The 18,778-nt window shown below is 72.9% G+C and carries 14 protein-coding genes; 8 read left to right on the forward strand and 6 right to left on the reverse strand.

Annotation, left to right across the window (positions count from 1 at the left end; translation table 11 throughout):
* Positions 1–16 precede the first annotated feature (16 nt).
* Positions 17–979: a GlxA family transcriptional regulator gene (locus tag HNR30_RS06245; RefSeq protein ID WP_181608653.1), complete on the reverse strand. Its 963-nt coding sequence runs from the start codon at positions 977–979 to the stop codon at positions 17–19.
* A gap of 90 nt (positions 980–1,069) precedes the next feature.
* Here HNR30_RS06245 and HNR30_RS06250 point away from each other — a divergent pair, with 90 nt between their 5' ends.
* The 6 genes from HNR30_RS06250 to HNR30_RS06275 all read left to right on the forward strand — a co-directional run bounded on the left by HNR30_RS06250 (position 1,070) and on the right by HNR30_RS06275 (position 9,204).
* A complete protein-coding gene (locus HNR30_RS06250) occupies positions 1,070–1,435 on the forward strand; it encodes a hypothetical protein (protein WP_181608654.1) in 366 nt (121 codons plus the stop codon).
* Positions 1,436–1,444: 9 nt separating this feature from the next.
* Entirely contained in the window at positions 1,445–2,338 is an 894-nt protein-coding gene (locus HNR30_RS06255) for a siderophore-interacting protein (protein WP_181608655.1), read from the forward strand.
* A 78-nt stretch (positions 2,339–2,416) separates the two neighbouring features.
* Positions 2,417–3,220, forward strand: coding sequence for an ABC transporter ATP-binding protein (locus tag HNR30_RS06260; protein ID WP_181608656.1), 804 nt, complete (start codon positions 2,417–2,419; stop codon positions 3,218–3,220).
* Positions 3,221–3,237: 17 nt separating this feature from the next.
* Positions 3,238–4,221, forward strand: coding sequence for an ABC transporter substrate-binding protein (locus HNR30_RS06265; RefSeq protein ID WP_181608657.1), 984 nt, complete (start codon positions 3,238–3,240; stop codon positions 4,219–4,221).
* Positions 4,218–6,293 (forward strand): iron ABC transporter permease, encoded by a 2,076-nt coding sequence (locus HNR30_RS06270; RefSeq protein ID WP_312894264.1) that lies wholly within the window; start codon positions 4,218–4,220, stop codon positions 6,291–6,293. The genes HNR30_RS06265 and HNR30_RS06270 overlap by 4 nt, the downstream gene beginning before the upstream one ends.
* Positions 6,294–6,303: 10 nt before the next feature.
* Complete coding sequence (locus tag HNR30_RS06275; RefSeq protein WP_181608659.1) at positions 6,304–9,204, forward strand: NACHT domain-containing protein; 2,901 nt, start codon at positions 6,304–6,306, stop codon at positions 9,202–9,204.
* On the opposite strand, the gene HNR30_RS06280 is transcribed toward HNR30_RS06275, so the two are convergent.
* The 3 genes from HNR30_RS06280 to HNR30_RS06290 all read right to left on the reverse strand — a co-directional run bounded on the left by HNR30_RS06280 (position 9,190) and on the right by HNR30_RS06290 (position 13,116).
* Entirely contained in the window at positions 9,190–9,606 is a 417-nt protein-coding gene (locus tag HNR30_RS06280; protein ID WP_181608660.1) for a hypothetical protein, read from the reverse strand. The genes HNR30_RS06275 and HNR30_RS06280 overlap by 15 nt on opposite strands.
* A 166-nt stretch (positions 9,607–9,772) precedes the next feature.
* Positions 9,773–11,485, reverse strand: a complete 1,713-nt coding sequence (locus tag HNR30_RS06285; RefSeq protein ID WP_181608661.1) for an ABC transporter ATP-binding protein — start codon at positions 11,483–11,485, stop codon at positions 9,773–9,775.
* Complete coding sequence (locus tag HNR30_RS06290) at positions 11,482–13,116, reverse strand: ABC transporter ATP-binding protein (protein ID WP_181608662.1); 1,635 nt, start codon at positions 13,114–13,116, stop codon at positions 11,482–11,484. Before HNR30_RS06290 ends, HNR30_RS06285 begins: the two co-directional genes overlap by 4 nt.
* Positions 13,117–13,199: 83 nt before the next feature.
* Between HNR30_RS06290 and HNR30_RS06295 the strand changes: the two genes are divergently transcribed.
* On the forward strand, positions 13,200–14,189 hold the full coding sequence (locus HNR30_RS06295; protein WP_312894265.1) for a pyridoxal-phosphate dependent enzyme: 990 nt from the start codon (positions 13,200–13,202) through the stop codon (positions 14,187–14,189).
* Positions 14,190–14,199: 10 nt separating this feature from the next.
* A complete protein-coding gene (locus HNR30_RS06300; protein WP_181608664.1) occupies positions 14,200–14,658 on the forward strand; it encodes a hypothetical protein in 459 nt (152 codons plus the stop codon).
* Here the strand turns inward: HNR30_RS06300 and HNR30_RS06305 are convergent.
* Together HNR30_RS06305 and HNR30_RS06310 are read right to left on the reverse strand one after the other, a co-directional pair.
* Positions 14,651–16,321: a DUF4832 domain-containing protein gene (locus HNR30_RS06305; protein WP_181608665.1), complete on the reverse strand. Its 1,671-nt coding sequence runs from the start codon at positions 16,319–16,321 to the stop codon at positions 14,651–14,653. The genes HNR30_RS06300 and HNR30_RS06305 overlap by 8 nt on opposite strands.
* 11 nt (positions 16,322–16,332) lie before the next feature.
* The gene (locus HNR30_RS06310; RefSeq protein ID WP_181608666.1) at positions 16,333–18,777 is read right to left on the reverse strand and encodes a putative glycoside hydrolase; all 2,445 of its coding nucleotides are present in this window, start codon (positions 18,775–18,777) and stop codon (positions 16,333–16,335) included.
* Position 18,778 lies beyond the last annotated feature (1 nt).

Here is an 18,778-nt window from a genome sequence, read left to right on the forward strand (position 1 = left end):
TCCCTATCCGGTGCTGTTATGGCTGGTTCCTGGCGGCGCGGTAGTGTGCGGGCGGCGTGCCGTACTGGCTGGTGAAGGCCTGTCTGAGGGCTTCGGCCGTACCGAAGCCGCACCGGGCGGCGATCACCGAGACGGGCAGCCCGGTGGTCGTCAGGAGGTGGGCGGCGGCCTCGGTGCGTACCCGGCGCACGAACCTGGCCGGGCTGATGTCGAGGTGGCGCGCGAACAGCCGGGCCAGGTGGCGCTCGCTGACGCCGGTGGCGGCGGCGAGCGCGGGCGTCGACAGGTCGGCGGCCAGGTCGGCGGTGATCAGCTCGACCGCCTGGCGCACCACGGGGTCGCCCGCGGGCGGCGCGGCGGTGAAGATGCTCATCTGCGCCTGGTCGCCGGGGCGCTGCAGGTAGGTGACCAGGTGGCGGGAGACCTCCCGGGCGATCTCGGGGCCGCGGTCCTCCTCGACGAAGGCCAGGGCCAGGTCGAGAGCGCTGGTGACCCCGGCGGCGGTGATCACCCGGCCGTCACGGACGAAGATCGGCCGGGCGTCGAAGCGCACCTCGGGATAGCGTTCGGCGAAGATCGGCGCCCACATCCAGTGGGTGGTCGCGCGGCGCCCGTCGAGCAGGCCCGCGGCGGCGAGCACGGCCGAGCCGGTGCAGACCGAGGCGACGCGGCGGCTCTCGCGGGCCAGGCGGCGCACATGGGCCACGATGTGCCGGTCGGCCGCCGCCTCTTCGCAGCCGACGCCGCCGGCCACGACGAGGGTGTCGAGCGGGCCCTTGACGCGCTCCAGGGCCTCGTGCGCCTGCACGGTCAGCCCGTTTCCGCAGGTGACGGGCCTACCGCCGAGGGCGGCCAGCCGGGTCTGGTAGATCGCCGGGCCGGGGTGGAGGTTGGCGGTCTCCAGGGTGGTGGTGACGGCGGCGATCTCCAGGAGCTCGGCCGCGTGGTAGCCGACGATGACGACCTGCTGGATGTCCACGCCCGCAATCTACGTCATGTATCCCAAGATTTCCGACATATTGCGACTCGATCCTTGGGTCCTCGCGCGAGCCCGGCCACAGTGGGGCCCATGAGATTCTGGCTGCACTACCTGGAGATGATCCTGGCGATGGTCGCGGGCATGCTCCTGCTCGGCCCCCTCGCCGACCTGCTGTTCGGCGACCTGCGGCCGGACGTCGACGCGCTCGTCATGGCCACGAACATGAGCATCGGCATGACCGTCTGGATGCTCATCAGGCGTCACTCCTGGCGGGAGATCCTCGAGATGGACGCCGTCATGTACCTGGCCTTCGCCGTGCTGCTGGTGCCGTACTGGACGGGCGTTCTCGACGAGCACGGCCTGATGATCGGCGGGCACGTGATCATGCTGCCCGCCATGCTCCTCGTCATGGTGGTCCACCAAAGAAGGAATAGGTTAGCCTTGCCTAAGTTCTAAGGAGCAAACATGGTCGAACCCTTCCGAATCTTCGATGTCCGCGTGCGCCGCCTGGAGCGGCTCAGCCCTCATTTCCTGCGAGTCACCTTCACCGGCGACCGCCTGCACCTGTTCGCGGACAACGGGTTCGACCAGCGGATCAAGGTGATCTTCCCGCTGCCGGGCATCGGCGTGGCCACCTTCCCCCGCGGCGCCGACTGGTTCTCCGTCTGGCGCTCGACGCCCTCGGGAGAGCGGCACGAGATGCGCACCTACACCGTGCGCGCCGTACGCCCCGAGGCCGGGGAGGTCGACGTCGACTTCGTCATGCACGGCGACGAGGGCCCGGCCGCCCGGTGGATCAACCGTGCGGAACCCGGCGTCGAGGCGGCCCTGTTCGGCCCGCAGGCGGGCTACGACGAGCGGCACGGCGGGCTGGAGTTCCGCCCGCCCGCCGACTGCGGCACCGTGCTGCTGGCCGGGGACGAGACCGCCACCCCGGCGATCCTGACGATCCTGGAGGGACTGCCGGCCGGCTTCACCGGTGAGGCGCTGCTGGAGGTGCCGGGGCCCGAGGACTTCCTCGAGGTGCGCGGCTCCAGCGACGTCAAGGTCACCTGGCTGGCCCGCGGCGACGGCGCCTGGGGAAGCAAGCTGCAGCCCGCCGTGGAGCTCGCGGCCGGCCGCCTGCTGGTGCGCGGCGACGGCGCCGAGTCCTTCGTCGACGTCGACGTCGACGCGGAGGAGCTGTGGGAGGTGCCGGAGGAGACGCTGCCCTCCGGTTCGGTCTACGCGTGGCTGGCCGGCGAGGCCGCGATGATCCGCGGGCTGCGCCGTCACCTGGTGGCCGAGCGCGGCATGGACCGGCGCGCGGTCGCCTTCATGGGCTACTGGCGCATGGGCCGCGCGGAAGTCACCGAGTAAACGGGACCCCGGTGTTGGCACCGAGGTAAGGCAAGGCTAACCTAAGGGTACTTGCTGTCGCCTTCCCCCGGAGAACCCATGTCCGACGCCCTGTCCGGCACCGACCTGGTTTTGGGCTACGCGGGCGGCACCGTCGTCGACGGCGCCAGCCTGAGCCTGTCCACGGGGCGCGTCACCGCCCTGGTGGGCCCCAACGGCAGCGGCAAGTCCACGCTCCTACGTGCGCTGGCCAGACTGCACCGGCCCCAGGCCGGCGACGTGCGCCTCGGCGACGGAACCTCCGCACTGGGGCTGGCGGCCCGCGACTTCGCCCGCCGGGTGACCCTGCTGTCGCAGAGCCGGCCCACCCCGACGGGCGTGCGGGTCTGCGACGTGGTCGGCTACGGCCGCCACCCCTACCGGGGACGCTGGCGCACCGGCGACCCCGACGGAGACCGCGCCATCGCCCGCGCGATGGAGCTGACCGGCGTCGGCGCCATGGCCGAGCGCGCCGTCGACGAGCTGTCCGGCGGCGAGATGCAGCGGGTCTGGCTGGCCACCTGCCTGGCCCAGGACACCCGCGTGCTCCTGCTCGACGAGCCGACCAACCACCTCGACCTGCGCTACCAGGTCGAACTGCTGGAACTGGTGCGCGACCTGGCCGACAACCACGACGTCGCCGTCGGGGTCGTGCTGCACGACCTCAACCAGGCCGCCGAGATCGCCGACCGCGTGGTTCTCCTGCACCACGGCCGGGTGCTCGCCGACGGCACACCCCCCGAGGTGCTCACCGAGGACCTCCTGACCCAGGCGTACGGCATCCGCGTGGAGGCCACGATCGACCCCCTCTCCGGGACGGTGCGGACGCGGCCGGTGGGCCGCCACCTCCTGGCGAGAACCTGAAAGGACAACCCCGAGTCATGCGTTCCCTCCTGGCCGTGCTCGCCGCCGCCCTGACACTGACGGCCTGCGGCACCACCGAGGCCCCGGTCGACACCGCGGCCGGCGCGAGCCCCGCCCCGAGCGCCTCCGCGACCCCCATCACCATCACCGACGGCCACGGCCGCGAGGTCAAGCTCGACAAGCCCGCCACCCGCGTCGTCGGCCTGGAGTGGGGCGAGATCGAGATGCTCGTCACCCTCGGCGTGATGCCCGTCGGCGCCGCCGACGTCAAGGGCTACGGCACCTGGGTGACCTCCGCCCCGCTCGACGCCTCCGTCAAGGACGTCGGCACCCGCCAGGAGCCCAGCGTCGACTCCATCGTCGCCCTCCAGCCCGACCTCGTCGTCATGGAGTCCGAGCGCGACGCCGCGCTCGTCGAGCAGCTGGAGAAGTTCGTCCCCGTCCTGGTGGCCAAGGGCAGCGACGCCTCGGGCAACCTCCAGCGGATGCGCGACGACCTCACCATGATCGCCACCGCCGTCGGCAAGACCGACGTGGCCACCAAGGTCCTGGGCGACTTCGACGCCGCCCTCGCCGACAGCAAGGCCAAGCTCGCCGCAGCCGGCGCCGCCGGCAAGAAGTTCGTCATGGCCGACGGCTGGAAGGAAGGCAGCAACGTCAACGTCCGGCTGTTCGGCAAGGGCGCGCTGGTCTCCGACGTCGCCACCGAGCTCGGCCTCGTCAACGCCTGGACCGGCGAGGTCGACCCGGCCTGGGGCCTGGGCACCACCGACGTGGAGGGCCTGACCGCGCTCAAGAAGCAGGACGTGCGCTTCTTCTACAACGCCTCCGACGGCGAGGACGTCTTCGCCGACGGCCTCAAGGACAACGCCATCTGGAAGTCGCTCGACTTCGTGACCAAGCAGCAGGTCACCAAGCTGCCCAACGGCATCTGGACCTTCGGCGGCCCGCTGTCGTGCCAGCAGTACGCCGAAGCGCTGGTCAAGGCCTTCTCCGCGTGATCGACACCGCCAAGGCCCCCGTCGAACCCATGACCCCTCTGCGGGGGCTGGGCGTGGCGGGGGCCTTCGCCCTGGTCCTGGCCGCCGTCGTCGTGCTCTCGGCCGTGCACCTGACCCAGGGCACCTCCAGCGTGGGCGCGGCCGACCTGGCCAGGCTGATCTTCGGCGGCGACGACCAGGAGACGCTCAGCGTCCTGGTCGCCTCCCGCCTGCCCCGCCTGCTGGCGGGCATCGCCGTGGGCGTCGCCCTGGGCGCGGCGGGCACCCTGCTGCAGTCGATCGCCCGCAACCCGCTGGCCTCGCCCGACACCCTGGCCGTGAGCAACGGCGCCTACCTCGCCGTCGTCATGGCCTCCGCCCTGGGCATCGCCCTTCCCGTCCTGCCCTCGGGCGGGCTGTCGTTCCTCGGCGGCCTGGCCGCCGCAGCGCTCGTGCTGGCCCTGTCGGGCGGCGGGCGCACCGGCACCACCCGGCTCATCCTGGCCGGCTCGGCCGCCTCCCTGGCCTTCAGCTCGCTGGCCACCCTCCTCATGATCCTCTTCGAGGAGCAGACCACCGGCCTGTTCGCCTGGGGCAGCGGCTCGCTCACCCAGAGCGACCTGGTCGCCGTCACCCAGATGGGCCCGCTCATCCTGCTGGCCCTCCTGACGGCCATGCTGCTCGGGCCCCGCCTCGACATCCTCGGCCTCGGCGACGACACCGCCGCGGTGCTCGGCGTCAACGTGCGCAACCTGCGCCTGACCGTCACCCTGCTGGCCGTCCTGCTGTCGGCCGCCGCGGTGACCGTGGCGGGACCGATCGGCTTCGTGGGCCTGTGCGCCCCCGTGATCGTCCGCCTCATCGGCCGGATCCTGCCGGGCGTGCACCGCCACCGCGTCATGCTGCCGCTGTCCGGGCTCGCCGGCGTCGCGATCATGCTCGCCGCCGACATCATCCTGCGGGCCGTCCTCGGTGGTCAGGCGGGCGTCGACATCCCGCCGGGCGTGGTGACCAGCATGATCGGCGCGGTCGTCCTCATGTGGCTGGCCCGGCGCCACCGCGACGCCGGGCCCACCCGCCAGCCTCCGACCGTGCGCACCGGGCACCGCTCGCGCACGGGCTTCCTGGTCATCGTCTCGCTCTGCGCCGCGCTCCTGGTGGCCGCCGCCTTCGCCGGGATGCTGCTCGGCGACACCTGGCTGCTCGGCGGCGACGTGACCAACTGGCTGCAGGGCCGTACGGGCAAGGCCCTCACCTACGTGCTCGACCAGCGCTACCCGCGCGTGCTGGCCGCCATCCTGGCCGGGGCCGCCCTGGCCGTGGCGGGCACCACCATCCAGGCGGTGTGCCGCAACCCCCTGGCCGAGCCCAGCGTGCTGGGCATCACCGCCGGAGCGGGCGCGGGCGCCGTCGGCCTGCTCACGCTGGTGCCGCTCGCCGGCATCGGCGGGCTGTCGATGGCCGCGGGAGCGGGCGCCTTCGCCGCCTTCGCCCTGGTCTACCTGCTGTCGTGGAAGGGCGGGCTCAGCTCCGACCGGCTCCTGCTCATGGGCGTCGGCGCGCAGGCCCTCTTCACCGCGGTCACCGTGCTGATCATCGTCAAGTCCGACCCGTGGAACACCGCCAAGGCGCTGACGTGGCTGTCAGGCTCGACCTACGGCCGCATCCCCGCCCAGCTCATCCCGGTCGCGCTGGCGCTGGTGCTGTTCCTGCCGCTCGCCTACCTGCTGCGGCGCGACTTCGACCTGCTGGCGCTCGACGAGCAGACGCCGCGCATCCTCGGCGTGCCCCTGGAACTGGTACGGCTGGCGGCGCTCGGCGGCGCCGTGGTGCTCACCTCCACCGCCGTCGGAGCCGTCGGCGTGGTCGGCTTCGTGGGGCTCGTCGCCCCGCACGCCGCCCGCGCACTCGTCGGCGGCCGCCACTCCCGGCTGCTGCCCGTCGCAGCCCTGCTGGGGGCGCTGCTGGTGAGCCTGGCCGACACGCTGGGCCGTACGGTAATCGCTCCGGCGCAGGTGCCGGCGGGACTCGTCACGGCACTGCTCGGGACGCCTTACTTCGTCTGGCTGTTGTGGAGATCACGAGCCCGATAGAACTGGAGGCATGGACACCAGCCAGCTCCTCCCGTACGGCGGCGCCATCTTAGGCCTGTTCCTGCTGCTGTGGGTGCTCGACAAGTTCACCGGCGGCATCGTGGAGGAGCTCGGCAAGCGCACCCTGGACCGGCTGGTGCGCCGCCCCCGCCAGGGCGGCCTGTTCGGGCGCCGCGCGCTGCGCTCCTACGCCTGCGCCGTACGGCACGCCTTCGGCACCCACACCATGGGCTTCCGCAAGGACGACGCCCCGGTGACGGTCGAGGAGGTCTACGTCCCGGTGCGGTACGAAAGCGAGGGCCGCGGCGCCGAGCTGGAGCAGCTGCTGGCCACCCGCACCCGCACGATCGTCGTCGGCGAGCCCGGCGCGGGCAAGTCGATGCTGCTCAAGCACCTCATGCTCGGCTGGGCCCGCGAGCCGCGACGCGACCGCCGCGTCCCGGTCCTGGCCGACCTGCACCAGTTCGGCGCCCTGACCCTGCTCGACCTGCTGACGCGCTCCCTCAGCGGCGGGCGGCACCCGGTCACCACCGAGCAGGTCCGCGAGGCGCTCGGCGACGGGCGGCTGCGCGTCTACTTCGACGGGCTCGACGAGGTGGGCCGCGACCACCTGCCCGCCGTCCTGGCCGAGCTTCGTGAGCTGGCCCGCGACCACCCCGACTGCCCGATGGTCGTCACCTGCCGCGAGTCGGTATACCAGGGCGAGCTGGCCGCCGAGTTCGGCGCGCCCGTCAAGGTCGTCGAGCTCGACGACGCCGCGCTGAGGGTGCTGCTGCGTCACCTGGTCGGCGCGGGCGAGCGCGCCGACCGGCTGCGGGCCGCGCTGCACGCCGGCCACGCGGTGCTCGAACTGGCCCGCAGCCCCATGCTGCTCACGATGATCTCCTACCTGTTCCTGGAAGGCGTCTTCGGCGAGCGCGCCGAGAGGCTGCCCAGGTCACGCTCGGAGTTCTACGAGCTGGCCGTCTCCTACCTGCTGCGCCGCGACGCCGCCCGCGGCCTGGGCGGCGCTACGCGCTTCGACTCCCCGGTGAAGCTGGCGGTGCTGCGGCGGCTGGCGCTGCACCTGATGAGCAGCGGCGACGGGCGCACCATCGGCCACCGTGACCTGCTGGCGCTCGTGCGGGCCGAGGCCGGCGACTTCAACCTCGACCCCGCCCAGGCGGCGGCGCTCGTCGACGAGATCGTGGATCGCAGCCGGCTGCTCATCCGGCTCGCCTCGGGCGAGGGCGTCTACGCCTTCAGGCACCTGACCCTGCAGGAGTACCTGGCCGCCCTTGAACTGTCGAAGCGCGGCCAGGAGCTGGCGGAGCGATACCGGGCGGCCCCCGCGGCCTGGCACGAGGTCGTGCGGATCTGGTGCGCGGTGGTCAGCGACGACTGCACCTGGCTGCTGCGCGACCTCTACGCCGACACCGACTCCCACGTCCTGGTGCTGCGCTGCCTGGCCGAGGCGACGCGGGTCGAGTCCGGCTTCGCCGAAGCCGTCATCGACGGCTTCCTGGCACAGGTCAGGCATCGTGTGCCGCTGCCCGATCCGGCGGTGAAGGCGCTCGGCGCGCTGGCGGCCATCGACAGCCCGCGCGGGAACCGGGCGTTCACCGAGCTGCTGCGCCTCACCTCCGCCGACCCAGGCGACCAGACCGCCTACATGGCGCTGGCCGCCTCGGGACGCCCCGGGGCGCTCAGCGCCATCGTCGCGGCCGCACAGGAGTCGGGAGCCGCGCGGGAGGCGCTGAGCTCGATGGGTGACCTCGCGGTGCCCGAGCTCCTCAGGGTCGGCACCGACTGGGCGATCGACGAGCTGGGCTGGATCGGCACCCCGGCCGCCGCCGAGGCGCTGGCGCTGCTCGTGACCGAGTCGCGCAAGGTCCGCGCCGCCTGGTGGCTGGCGGTCCGCCTCAACCGCGACGACGTGCGGGCGGGCTTCAACGCCCAGCGTGACCACGCCCCCACCTCCGTGCTCAGCGAGCCGTACCGCGACGACTGGTCGCCGCGCCTGCGCGCGGTCTTCGAGGAGGTGGTCCGGGCCCTCGGCGGCGCCGACGCCCCCGGCGCACGGCCGGAAGGGCTGCTGCCGATCTTCCCGCCCGTGGCCCTGGCGGTCATGGCCCTCGACCGCACACCCGGCGTCGGCACCGTGTCGAAGGCGCCGCTCGCCGACGACGCCAAGCGGGCGACGCTGATGGTCCTGTCGCAGGTGCGCACGAAGCCCCTGCTGACCGGGCGTGACGACACGCAGATGGCACTCGTGGCGCTGGCGGAGGTCACCGAGCGCCACGGCGAGGACCAGGACGTGGCGAACGCCGTGCGGCGCCTGTCCACCCAGCTCGTGCTCCGCATGACGATGCTCCCCGCCACCAAGGCCGTGCTCCGCTCCGTCGAGTGGCACGCGCAGGCGGCCATGCTGGGCCGTTTCCCCAAGGGCTGGGGCCTGGACCAGTGGAAGCTGCTGGCCGTCGAGCGGCCAGAACCCAGGGCGCTGCGCCGGGCCTCCATCGCCTCCGTGGTCGTCCTGTCGCTGGTCGTCGCCGGGATGGGAGGCTACGGGCTGCTGAGCGCCATGACCGGCTCCATGCCCGTCACCCCTTCCTGGCTGCCCGCGCTGACGCTCGCCGGCACGTTCGCGTTCCTCGCAAGCCTCTTCAGAGTCGAGACGGTGCTCGGCTTCGTGTTCTTCGTCATCGGCGGGCTGGCGGGAGCCTTCGGCTGGTTCTGGTTCGCCGTGTCGACGATGACCGATTCGTTAGGCTTCAACGCGGGCGGCGGGCTGATGGCCGCCCTGACGATGCTGCCCTTCGTCCTGCGCCTGGTCTACTCCCACCGCAGACGGCGCTGGGCCAACCCCTTCCGCGAGGTGCTGGCCCAGTGCGCTCCCCGCTTCCTGCCGCGCGGGTCACATCCCCGCTGAGCCGAGCCTGCCGGTGGCCAGGAAGTCGACGGCGATCCGGTAGAAGCCGGAGATCGACTCGCCGCCCTCGGTCCCGTCGAGGAACTGCTTGCGCACCTTGGTGAAGGGGAAGGCGACGGCGTTGTTGGGGAAGCGCACACCCCAGCCGTCGTCGCCGGTGTGGTGCCACGCGCCGCCGGCGGCCTCGACGAGGCAGGCGCCCAGGAAGGAGCCGAGCACGCCGACGAGGCCGTCGATCCGCTCGGGGTCGAAGTCGGGGCGCTCCCGCTGGCGGTCGATGAAGCCCTCGACCCAGGCGACGGAGGGCGCGTTGAGCCCGAAGTCCACGTCGCTCAGGGGGCCGAGCTCGTCGATGGCCAGGCGCACGTTCTCCTCGATCATGCGCATCTCGTCGTTGGTCATGGCGAAAGGGTGACATCGGCCGCGGCGGGCGATCAATCGGAATTCCCGCCGACGGCGCCCGGCTGCTCAGGAGCGCCCGTCCCGCCAAGCGGCCAGAACGCCGCGGACCCGGCTGCTCAGGAGCGCCCGTCCGGCCAAGCGGCCAGAACGCCGCGGACCCGGCTGCTCAGGAGCGCCCGTCCGACCAGGCGCGCCACAACGCCGCGTAGCGGCCGCCCGCGGTCAGGAGCTCGGCGTGGGTGCCGGTCTCGACGACGCGGCCGCCGTCCATGACCACGATCCGGTCCGCCGACGCGGCCTGGGTGAGGCGGTGGGCGACGACGAGGGTCGTACGGCCGTCCGACGCCCGGTCGATGGCACGTTCGAGCACCCGCGCGCCGGCGCTGCCCGCCTCGGCGGTCGCCTCGTCGAGCACGGCGACCTCCGGGTCGGCCAGGATCAGGCGGGCCAGGGCGAGCTGCTGGCGCTGGGCGGGGGTGAGGCGGTGGCCGCCCTCGCCGACGACGGTGGCCAGGCCGTCGGGCAGCGCCTGCGCCCAGTCGAGCGCGCCGACCAGCGACAACGCCCGGCGCAGCTCGTCGTCGGTGGCGTCGGGCCCGGCCAGGCGCAGGTCCTCGGCGAGCGGCCCGGCGAACACGTGGACCTCCTGGGTGACCATGCCGACGCCGCGCGCGGCGACCTTGCCGCCGGTCGGGGTGTGCAGGCCGGCGATCAGCTTGGCCAGGGTGGTCTTGCCCGCGCCGCTCGCGCCGACCAGGGCGACCCGTTCGCCGCCCGCGACGACCAGGTCGACGTCGTGCAGGACGGGACGTCCCGTCACGTAGGCGTGGCCGAGGCCGCGCACCTCGACGGCGGCCTCGCCCGACGGCTCGACGTGGGCGGCGGGCGCCGGGAGCGGCAGGTCGGTGACGCCGACCAGGCGGGCCAGCGCCGCGGTCGCCGACTGGGCGTCGTCGAGCAGCGCCAGCGCCGTGTTGACCGGTCCGAAGAGGCTGTGGAAGTAGAGCGCGGCGGCGGTCGCCTCGCCGATCGAGGCCTGGCCGTTGCGGACCAGGAGGAAACCGGTGATGAGGACGGCCGCCAGGCCGGCGTACTCGGCGATGTGCAGGCGGCTGTAGAAGCCCATCGCCAGGCGCAGGCCGCGCATGGTCAGCTCGACCGCCGCGAGCGAACGGTTCTCGACACGGCCGAGGTGCTCGTCGTGGCGCAGGAACGCGCGGACCGTCGGCGCGCCGCCGATGGTCTCCAGCAACTGCTGCTGCTGGGCTCCCGCGGCGGTCCGCTGGGCGGCGTACAGGGGTACGGCGTGGCGGACGTACCAGCGGGCGGTCAGCACCTGCACCGGCACGGCGATCAGCGCCGCCACGAAGAAACGCCAGTCGACCAGGGCGAGCGCCCCGAGTGTGAGCACGATCGTGAGCGCCGAGCGGGCCAGCTCGGGCAGCGCGCTGCGCACCGCGTCGGCGACCCTGCTGACGTCGGCCGTGACGCGCGCGGTCAGGTCGCCCGAGCCCGCCCGCTCCACCTGCTCCAGCGGCAGGGTCAGGGCCCGCGCGACGAAGTGCTCGCGCAGCTCGGCCAGGACGGTCTCGCCCAGCTGGGCGACCTTGGCCAGCCCGAGCGCGGTCAGCGCGCCGGCGGCCAGGGCGACCACGACCAGCAGCGCGATGGGCGGCAGCAGCGCGCCCTCGCCCGCGGCGACCAGGTCGATGACCCAGCCGAGCAGCGGCTGGGTGGCCAGTCCCGTCGCGGTGGCGACGACCATGACGCCGAAGCCGTACACCGCCAGGCGGCGGTGCGGCCTGACCAGCTCGCGTACGGCGGAGCGGGTGCGCGCCGGGGTGGCGACGGGCAGCAGGTGACGCTCGGGGGCGCTCATGCCAGCACCGCCGTCCGGTAGGTGTCGCTCTCGTGGACGAGTTCGGCGTGGGTGGCGTCGGCGGCGACGCGTCCGCCGTCGACCAGGACGACCCGGTCGGCCGCTGCCAGCAGGGCGGGGCTGGTCGTGACCAGGATGGTGGTACGGCCGGGACGCGCCTCCCGCAGCCCGGCGGCGATGCGCGCCTCGGTGACGGCGTCCACGGCGGTGGTGGGTTCGTGGAGCACCAGGACGGGGCGGTCGGCGGCCAGGGCGCGGGCGAGCGCGACTCGCTGGCGCTGCCCGCCCGACAGGCTGTTGCCGCGCTCGCCGACCAGGCTCTGACCGCCCTCGGGGAGCGAGTCGATCACCTCGTCGGCGCCCGAGGCAGCGAGCGCGGCGGGGGTGTGGGCGCCCAGGTTCTCCAACACGGTGCCCTCGAACAGGTCGGCATCGTGCGCGGCCACCAGGATCGCTTCGCGCAGGGCCGCGGGGTCGACGCCGGTGAGGTCCACGCCGTCCAGCTCGACGACGCCGCCGAGGGGATCGGCCGAGCGTCCCAGGCAGTGCAGCAGCGCCGAGGCCGCCGCAGGATCGGGGGCGACCACGCCGAGCAGTTCGCCGGGCCGTACCTCGAGGTCGAGGCCATCGAGTCCGCCCAGGCGCACGCCGCGCAGCCGTACGGAGCCCTGGACGGGGGAGGGCGCCGGCGTGGAGCCGGGGGCGACGGCGGGCGGGGCGGCGAGGACCTCGGCGACGCGGGCGGCCGAGGCGCGCGCCTGCGCCAGCTCGCTGTTGACCCAGGCCAGCAGGTGCAGCGGCCCCATCAGGAACAGGGCCAGGCCCACGGACGAGACCAGCTGGCCCAGGCTGATGGTGCCCTCCTGGGCCAGGCGGGCGCCGATGTAGGCGACGAGGGCGACGAAGAGCCCGGTCAGCGCGAGCACCAGGCCGTTCTGCAGCGCCTGGGCGCGCGCGGCGCGCATGGTCGCGGCGAGCGAGTCGCGGCTGGTGCGCCTGTAGCGCTCCACGGCGGCCTGCTCGGCGCCGATGCCCTTGAGCACGCGCAGCCCGGCGACCAGGTCGGCGGCGACGCCCGAGGCGTGCGCGGCGCGCTCCTGCTCGGTGGAGCTGCGCCGCTCCAGCGGCTTGGCCAGCAGGTGGCCGAGCCAGGCCAGGGCGGGCGTGCCGAGCAGCACCAGCAGGCCGAGCGGCAGCGAGGTGTTGAGCAGCACGACGGTGCCGACGGCCAGGCCAGACAGGCCCGCCGCGGCCACCGCGACGACCAGGTTGACCGCGCCTGCGCGCCGCACGTCCTCGGTCGCGATGGTGGTCAGCGCGCCGGGCAGCCTGCCGTCCTCGGCGCCGCCGCCCGCGTGCAGCACCCGGCGCACCACCCGCAGGCGCAGGTCGTGGGCGGCACGCTCGGCCGAGCCTTCGGCGATGCGCCCGCCGAAGCGGTAGCTGAAGGACAGCACGACGTACACGCCGGCCAGCACGCCCAGCCACGACAGCAGCGACGACAGCTCGGTCTCGTCGATCATGACGCCGATCAGGACCGGGATCAGCGCCTCCGTGGCCTGGTGGAGGGCCAGCAGGAACGCGCCGAGAATGACGGCGCCCCGCTGGCCGCCGATCGCCTGCCGCAGCACACGGACTCCTTCACGAAACGGTTGAACTTAGGCAAAGCTAACCTAAGGGGCGCTAGGTGACCAACCTATGTCACCCTGGGACGGTGTACGTCCGCCCTGACGCCCGTGACTGGAGGTGCGAGCCCGCACCCGCCGACGTGCGCGCCTTCCACCGGGACCTGCCCGGATACGCCCCCACCCCGCTGACCGGCGTGCCCGCCCTCGCCGCCGAACTGGGCCTCGGCCGCGTGCTGGTCAAGGACGAGTCGCGGCGCCTGGGCCTGCCCGCCTTCAAGGTGCTCGGCGCCTCGTGGGCCATCCATCGCGCCGTGCCGGCGGGCAGCCGGGCGCACCTGGTGACCGCCACCGACGGCAACCACGGCCGCGCGGTCGCCCGCATGGCGCGCCTGCTCGGCCACACCGCCGAGATCCTCATCCCCGGCGGCGTGCCCGAGGAGGCCGTCGCCGCCATCGAGGGCGAGGGCGCCACCGTGCGGCGCGTCGACGGCTCCTACGACGAGGCAGTACGGCAGGCGGCCGGGGTCGAGGGCGCCGTGGTCGTCCAGGACACCGCCTGGCCCGGCTACGAGCGCATCCCCGGCTGGATCGTCGAGGGCTACTCCACCCTCTTCTCCGAGATCGACGACGAGGTCCCCGACCCCGACCTGGTCGTCGTCCCGGCCGGTGTCGGGTCGCTGACCCAGGCCGCCGTCACCCACTACCGGGGCCGACCAGGACGCACCGCGCTGATGACGGTCGAGCCGGAGTCGGCCGCCTGCGTGCTGGCGAGCCTGCTGGCGGGCCAACCCGTCACCGTGGAGACCGGGTTCACCGTGATGACCGGCCTCAACTGCGGCACCGTCTCCAGCCTGGCCTGGCCGTACCTGCGCGACGGCCTGGACGCCGCGGTCGCGGTCGGCGAGGACGACAGCCTGCGGGCGGTGCGCGACCTGGGCGCGCTCGGGATCTCGGCCGGCCCGTGCGGCGCGGCGGCCCTGGCCGGGCTGCGTGCGGCCCGCCGGCGGCTCGACCTCGGACCGGAGGCCACGGTGGTGCTGCTCAACACCGAAGGATTTGTCGGTGGCGGAGATTAATCTCCTGCCCGTGGAACCGTTACAGATGCCGCCCCTGGTTCTCTTCCAGGGCAACACCCCCGCGTTCCTGCTCGCCTGGCGTCGCGAGGAGTCATGGGAGGGCCGGCTGGCCATCCCGCAGTCCAGCCGCGACGTGCGCGGCGAACTGGTCCACGGGCACAACTACCGATGGGCTCCCGCCGCCGATTTCGCCAGCCTGCCGGGCGCCGACTACACCGGGGTGCCCAGGGACGGCGCCGAGCCGTTGCGCCTGCCGCCGCTGGTGCTCTACAGCGGGCACCCCGCCTTCCTGCTGGCCTGGCGCCCGTTCGAGACCGACGGGCGCCAGGGCTGGCAGGCGAGCCTGGCCGTGCCCCCGATCGCGGGCGAGCCGCCCGAGCTGACCTATCTGCAGGTCGGCGCGAGCAGCGTCACCCGGTTGCCGGAGGTCGACTACAGCCAGGTGAAACGGGGCACCGCGGTCAGCTGACCGTGATGGTGTGCAGCAGGCTGTTCAGGCCGGTGCCCGCCTCCCACGTGCCGGTGTTGGCCAGCCGGACGGCGTAGTCCGGCCGGGAGCCGAGCTGCGGGTCCGGCAGCGACAGCAGCAGCGTGTACGATCCGGCGGGGATCGACGCCGGCACCGTCAGCGTGCGCGAGACCGTCGTGGTCGTGCCGCCGAGCCAGGTGCGCGGGTCGGCGCCCAGCGGCAGCCGGTAGGTCCCGCCGCTGCCGCGCAGCACCAGGTCCAGGCCGCGCGGGTTGACCGGTGCCGCCCAGCCCTCGTTCCTGATCGTGATGCTCACGGGCAGCGCGCCGCCCCTGGCCGCCGTCGCCGGGTAGGTGCCGCTCTGCAGCGCCAGGCGGTAGCCGAGCTTGCGGGTGACGTCGGCCATGCAGCTCGACCAACCGGCCAGCACGCCGGGGTGGTAGTCGGTGTTCAGGTAGGTCCAGTGGAAGCGCGACATCTCGCCGACCGCCGTCGGGCAGTCGGAGCGCGGCGAGTTGGGGTTGCACGTCTCGCCGCCCATCGAGGTGTGGGCGGTCTCGGCCTCCAGGTAGGGGTACTCCACGGCGGGGTTGGTGTAGGTGCCGTAGTCGTCCGGGCTGGCCAGGAAGCAGTCGTTGTGGTGCCCGAGCCTGGCCACCGCGCTGCCGTTGTGCGCCTGGCCGGGGGTCAGCGCGGCCGTGCCGTACATGGTGCGCTTGATCGCGGGCGTGCGCAGCTGCACCGTACGGCTCGCGGGCAGGACGCTCAGCAGCTTGTCGGTGACGGCCTTGCGGTTGGCCCAGTCGGCGGCGCTGACGACGCCCGCGTTGCCGAAGTTCTGCGTGTAGTACCACTCGCCCCACGCGCCGATGAAGCCCGCCTGCATGACGTGGATGACGTCGGCGTTGGCCTGAAGGATGGGCCGGAGCTGGTCGAGGTGGGCCATGACGCGGTCCCTGGGCGCGTCGGCGCCGTCGGTGGCGGCGGTGTAGGCGAAGCGCAGGATCATCTTCAGCCCCGCCGCGCGCACGGTGGTCAGCTGCTGCTGGAGCTGGTCGAGCGCCGCCTGCCCGATGGGTGCGTTGCGATACTCGGCCAGGTAGAACACGCACATCACCAGCGAGATGTGCTGGCCGGCCCGGTAGTCCTGCAGGGTGGCCTGGGAGAAGTCGTTCTTGTCGCAGTCTCCTGTGTGGTGGTAGAAGCCGCGGTCGGGGTTGGCGAACGCCGCGGTGGACGGGCTGTAGGTGACCGTGGCGCCGGAGCCGCCGCCCGAGTAGACGTGGGTGAGCCTGGCGGAGGTGTCCAGCGGCGCCTCGGTCTGGAAGACCAGGTCGGCGTCGTTGGGTGTGGCGCTCTCTCCGAGGTCGGCGCGGTCGACGGTCCAGCGGGCGGTGCCGCCCGTGGCGCTGTGGGTGACGGTCCTGACGGTGGTCCAGCTCCAGCCGCCGCCGTTGTGCCGGTAGAGGGTGGCGTTCTCCAGCAGGTAGTCGGCGCCGACGCCGCCCTGGGCGAAGCCGGTGGCGGCGTCGCGGTCGGTGTCGACGTAGACGCGCGTGTAGGCGGGGGCGCCGGTGTAGGAGAACTGGTAGGTCACGGTGGTGGCGGTGTTGGTGGCCGTGCCGCCGGTGATGGCCAGCAACAACGCGAGGATCAGACGCATCGCGGTAGCTCCTAGGAGAGGGTGAAGGAGGCGAGCGTGCCGGACGCGGCGGGCAGCCGGTCCGCGGGGTGGTTGTTCTTGATGAAGCCGATCCTGAGCCTTTGACCCGCGCCCAGGGTGCTGAGCGGGATGGCCGCCTCGACGACGGTGTCGTTGCGGGCGAAGGGGACCTGGCCGCGCGGGCTCCACGACCAGCCGGAGCCGCCGTGGCGGTAGAGGTTGGCGTTCTCGAGCATCCATTCGGCGCCCGAGGGGTTGCTCCAGCCTCCGGCGTTGTAGCCGGTGGCGGGGTCGTGGTCGGTGTCGAGGAAGAACTGCTCCAGCACGTTGAGGCCGCTGCCCTGGGCGAGCAGGTAGAGCTTGGCGCCGTCGGTGGCGGCCTTGAGGGTGTGCACGCCGGCGGTTCCGGTCAGCAGTGCGGGCACGGCCGACCAGTCGGAGGCGTTGCCGTCGATCGTGAAACCGCTGCCGGGGGTCGGCGTGGGAGTTGGGGTGACGGTCGGCGTGGGTGTGGGCGTCGGCGTGCCGGTCGGTGTGGGTGTGGGTGTCGGTGTCGGTGTGGGGACGGTTCCCGGCACCGTGAACCTCACCGGCGAGCCGCCGAAGTTCGCCACCCGGAACCACGTCCAGATCTCCCGCCCCGCCATCGACGCAGGGAAGACGTGCTTGCGCGAGAACTCCAGCTCCGCCCGGTTGCCCGCCTGGGCTACCCGCACCGGCCAGCCCCGGTTGCCGGGTGCGCCGGCGCTGGAGAAGCGGAACACGTCGCCCTGCCCGGCCACGTGCGGCAGCAGGTAGGCCTGGTGCGGCGACTCCAGGTAGACGCGCGCGTCGGGCGAGGTCGGCCACCACGGCTGCCACCCCGACGGCCCGTCACGGTCGTGGTCGAAGTAGATCATCTCCTGCGCCAGGCTGAGCGCCTGCCTGGCCTCGACCATCATCAGGAACCGGTCGCCCGCGAAACGGGCGAACACCTTCGTGATGCCCTTGCCGTTGGCTCCGGCCGGATCGCTGAAGATCGGCGTCTCGCCCGACCACTCGCCGAAGGAGCCGTCGGCGGCGAAGCCCCCGCTCGGGTGCACCCCGGCCTGCGACGGCGCGGTACGGCCCTGCGCGTCGAGCCAGTTCTTCGCGTCGTCGTAGATCGCGGAGTTGAAATGGGTCGCGCCGCTGACGTCGTAGGCCAGGTAGCCGCTGTTGGCGACGACCTCGGTCATCCACCTGTGGGTCCCGCTGGAGGGCACGCGGAAGTCGATGATGACGACGTTGAACCCGTCGGCCGCGCCGGCCTGGGCGTTGACGTAGTCCTTCCAGAAGCCGCCGAAGTTGTCGCGGTGCCGGTAGGTCGCCGACGAGCGGTCGGTGTTCCAGTTGCCGCCGTAGCCGGGGCTGGTGTCGTAGAAGCCGGGGATGTAGGCGTTGTAGTACCACGACTCGGTGACGAAGATGTTGATCGCCCGCCGGTAGCGCGCGGCGAACTGCGAGGTGCCCTCGTCGGGGTTGAAGTACCAGTAGCCCCGGTTGGCCGCGACCACCCTCGACGGATCGACGGCCTTGATCTTCTCCACCAGCTCGACCATGCCCTCGGCGGTGAAGCCGAAGTTGCCGCGCGGACCCCACGACACCGACGGCCCCGCCCCGCCGACGGGGTCGGGCGTGTCGACGGTGTCGAGGAAGACGCCGTCGTAGCCGCCGTCGTTGACGATCTTGTCGGTCTGGTAGGTGACGAACGCCTGCCAGGCGGGGTCGCCGCCATTGACGTAGCCGCCGCCGTAGGTCTTGTTGACGTCGACCACGCCGTCGCCGCTCCTCCAGTACCCGCCGTAGGGGTAGCGGGCGTCGGCCACCCAGGTGCCCTGCTGGTCCAGGTACCAGGGCATGACACCCTTGCCGCCCCACCTCAGGTGCTGCTCCCAGGAGGGGAAGGACGCGTCGTAGGTGCCGTCGGGCGCCGCGCCGCCCTCGATGTCGAGGTAGCGGCCGGAGGCGTCGTAGTTCCACGGGTTGGGCCCGTGCACCGGCCCCGACGGGCCGCTGTAGCCCGCCGGGAGCAGCCCCATCTCGATGCCCTTGGCGACGCTCAGGTGCCCCGACGAGCCGGGGATGATCGTCGGCAGCATCTCGCCGATCGACAGGTAGCCGAGCACGATGACGTCGTCGGCGTTGCCCATCACGCCGTCGAGGCCGCGCTTGATCTCCTGCACCTGCGTGCTGGTCACCGACTCGAAGTAGAACTCGTCACGCGTCACGTTCAGCACGCGCAGGGTGGGTTCGAGCACCACCAGGTCGTAGGCCTTGAGCTGCGTGAGCTTGGCCTGGTCGAGCTGGCCGTACCAGAAGGCGGTCCGGCTGTCGGCGTTGAGCGTGGGCACCTTGCCGTAGAAGGCGGCGGCGGTGCTCCGCGCCGCCGGTAGGGGCAGCAGCAGGGTCAGGGACAACAGCAGCCTCGATAACATG

The sequence above is a fragment of the Nonomuraea soli genome (assembly GCF_013761175.1).
Taxonomy (GTDB): Bacteria; Actinomycetota; Actinomycetes; order Streptosporangiales; family Streptosporangiaceae; genus Nonomuraea; species Nonomuraea soli.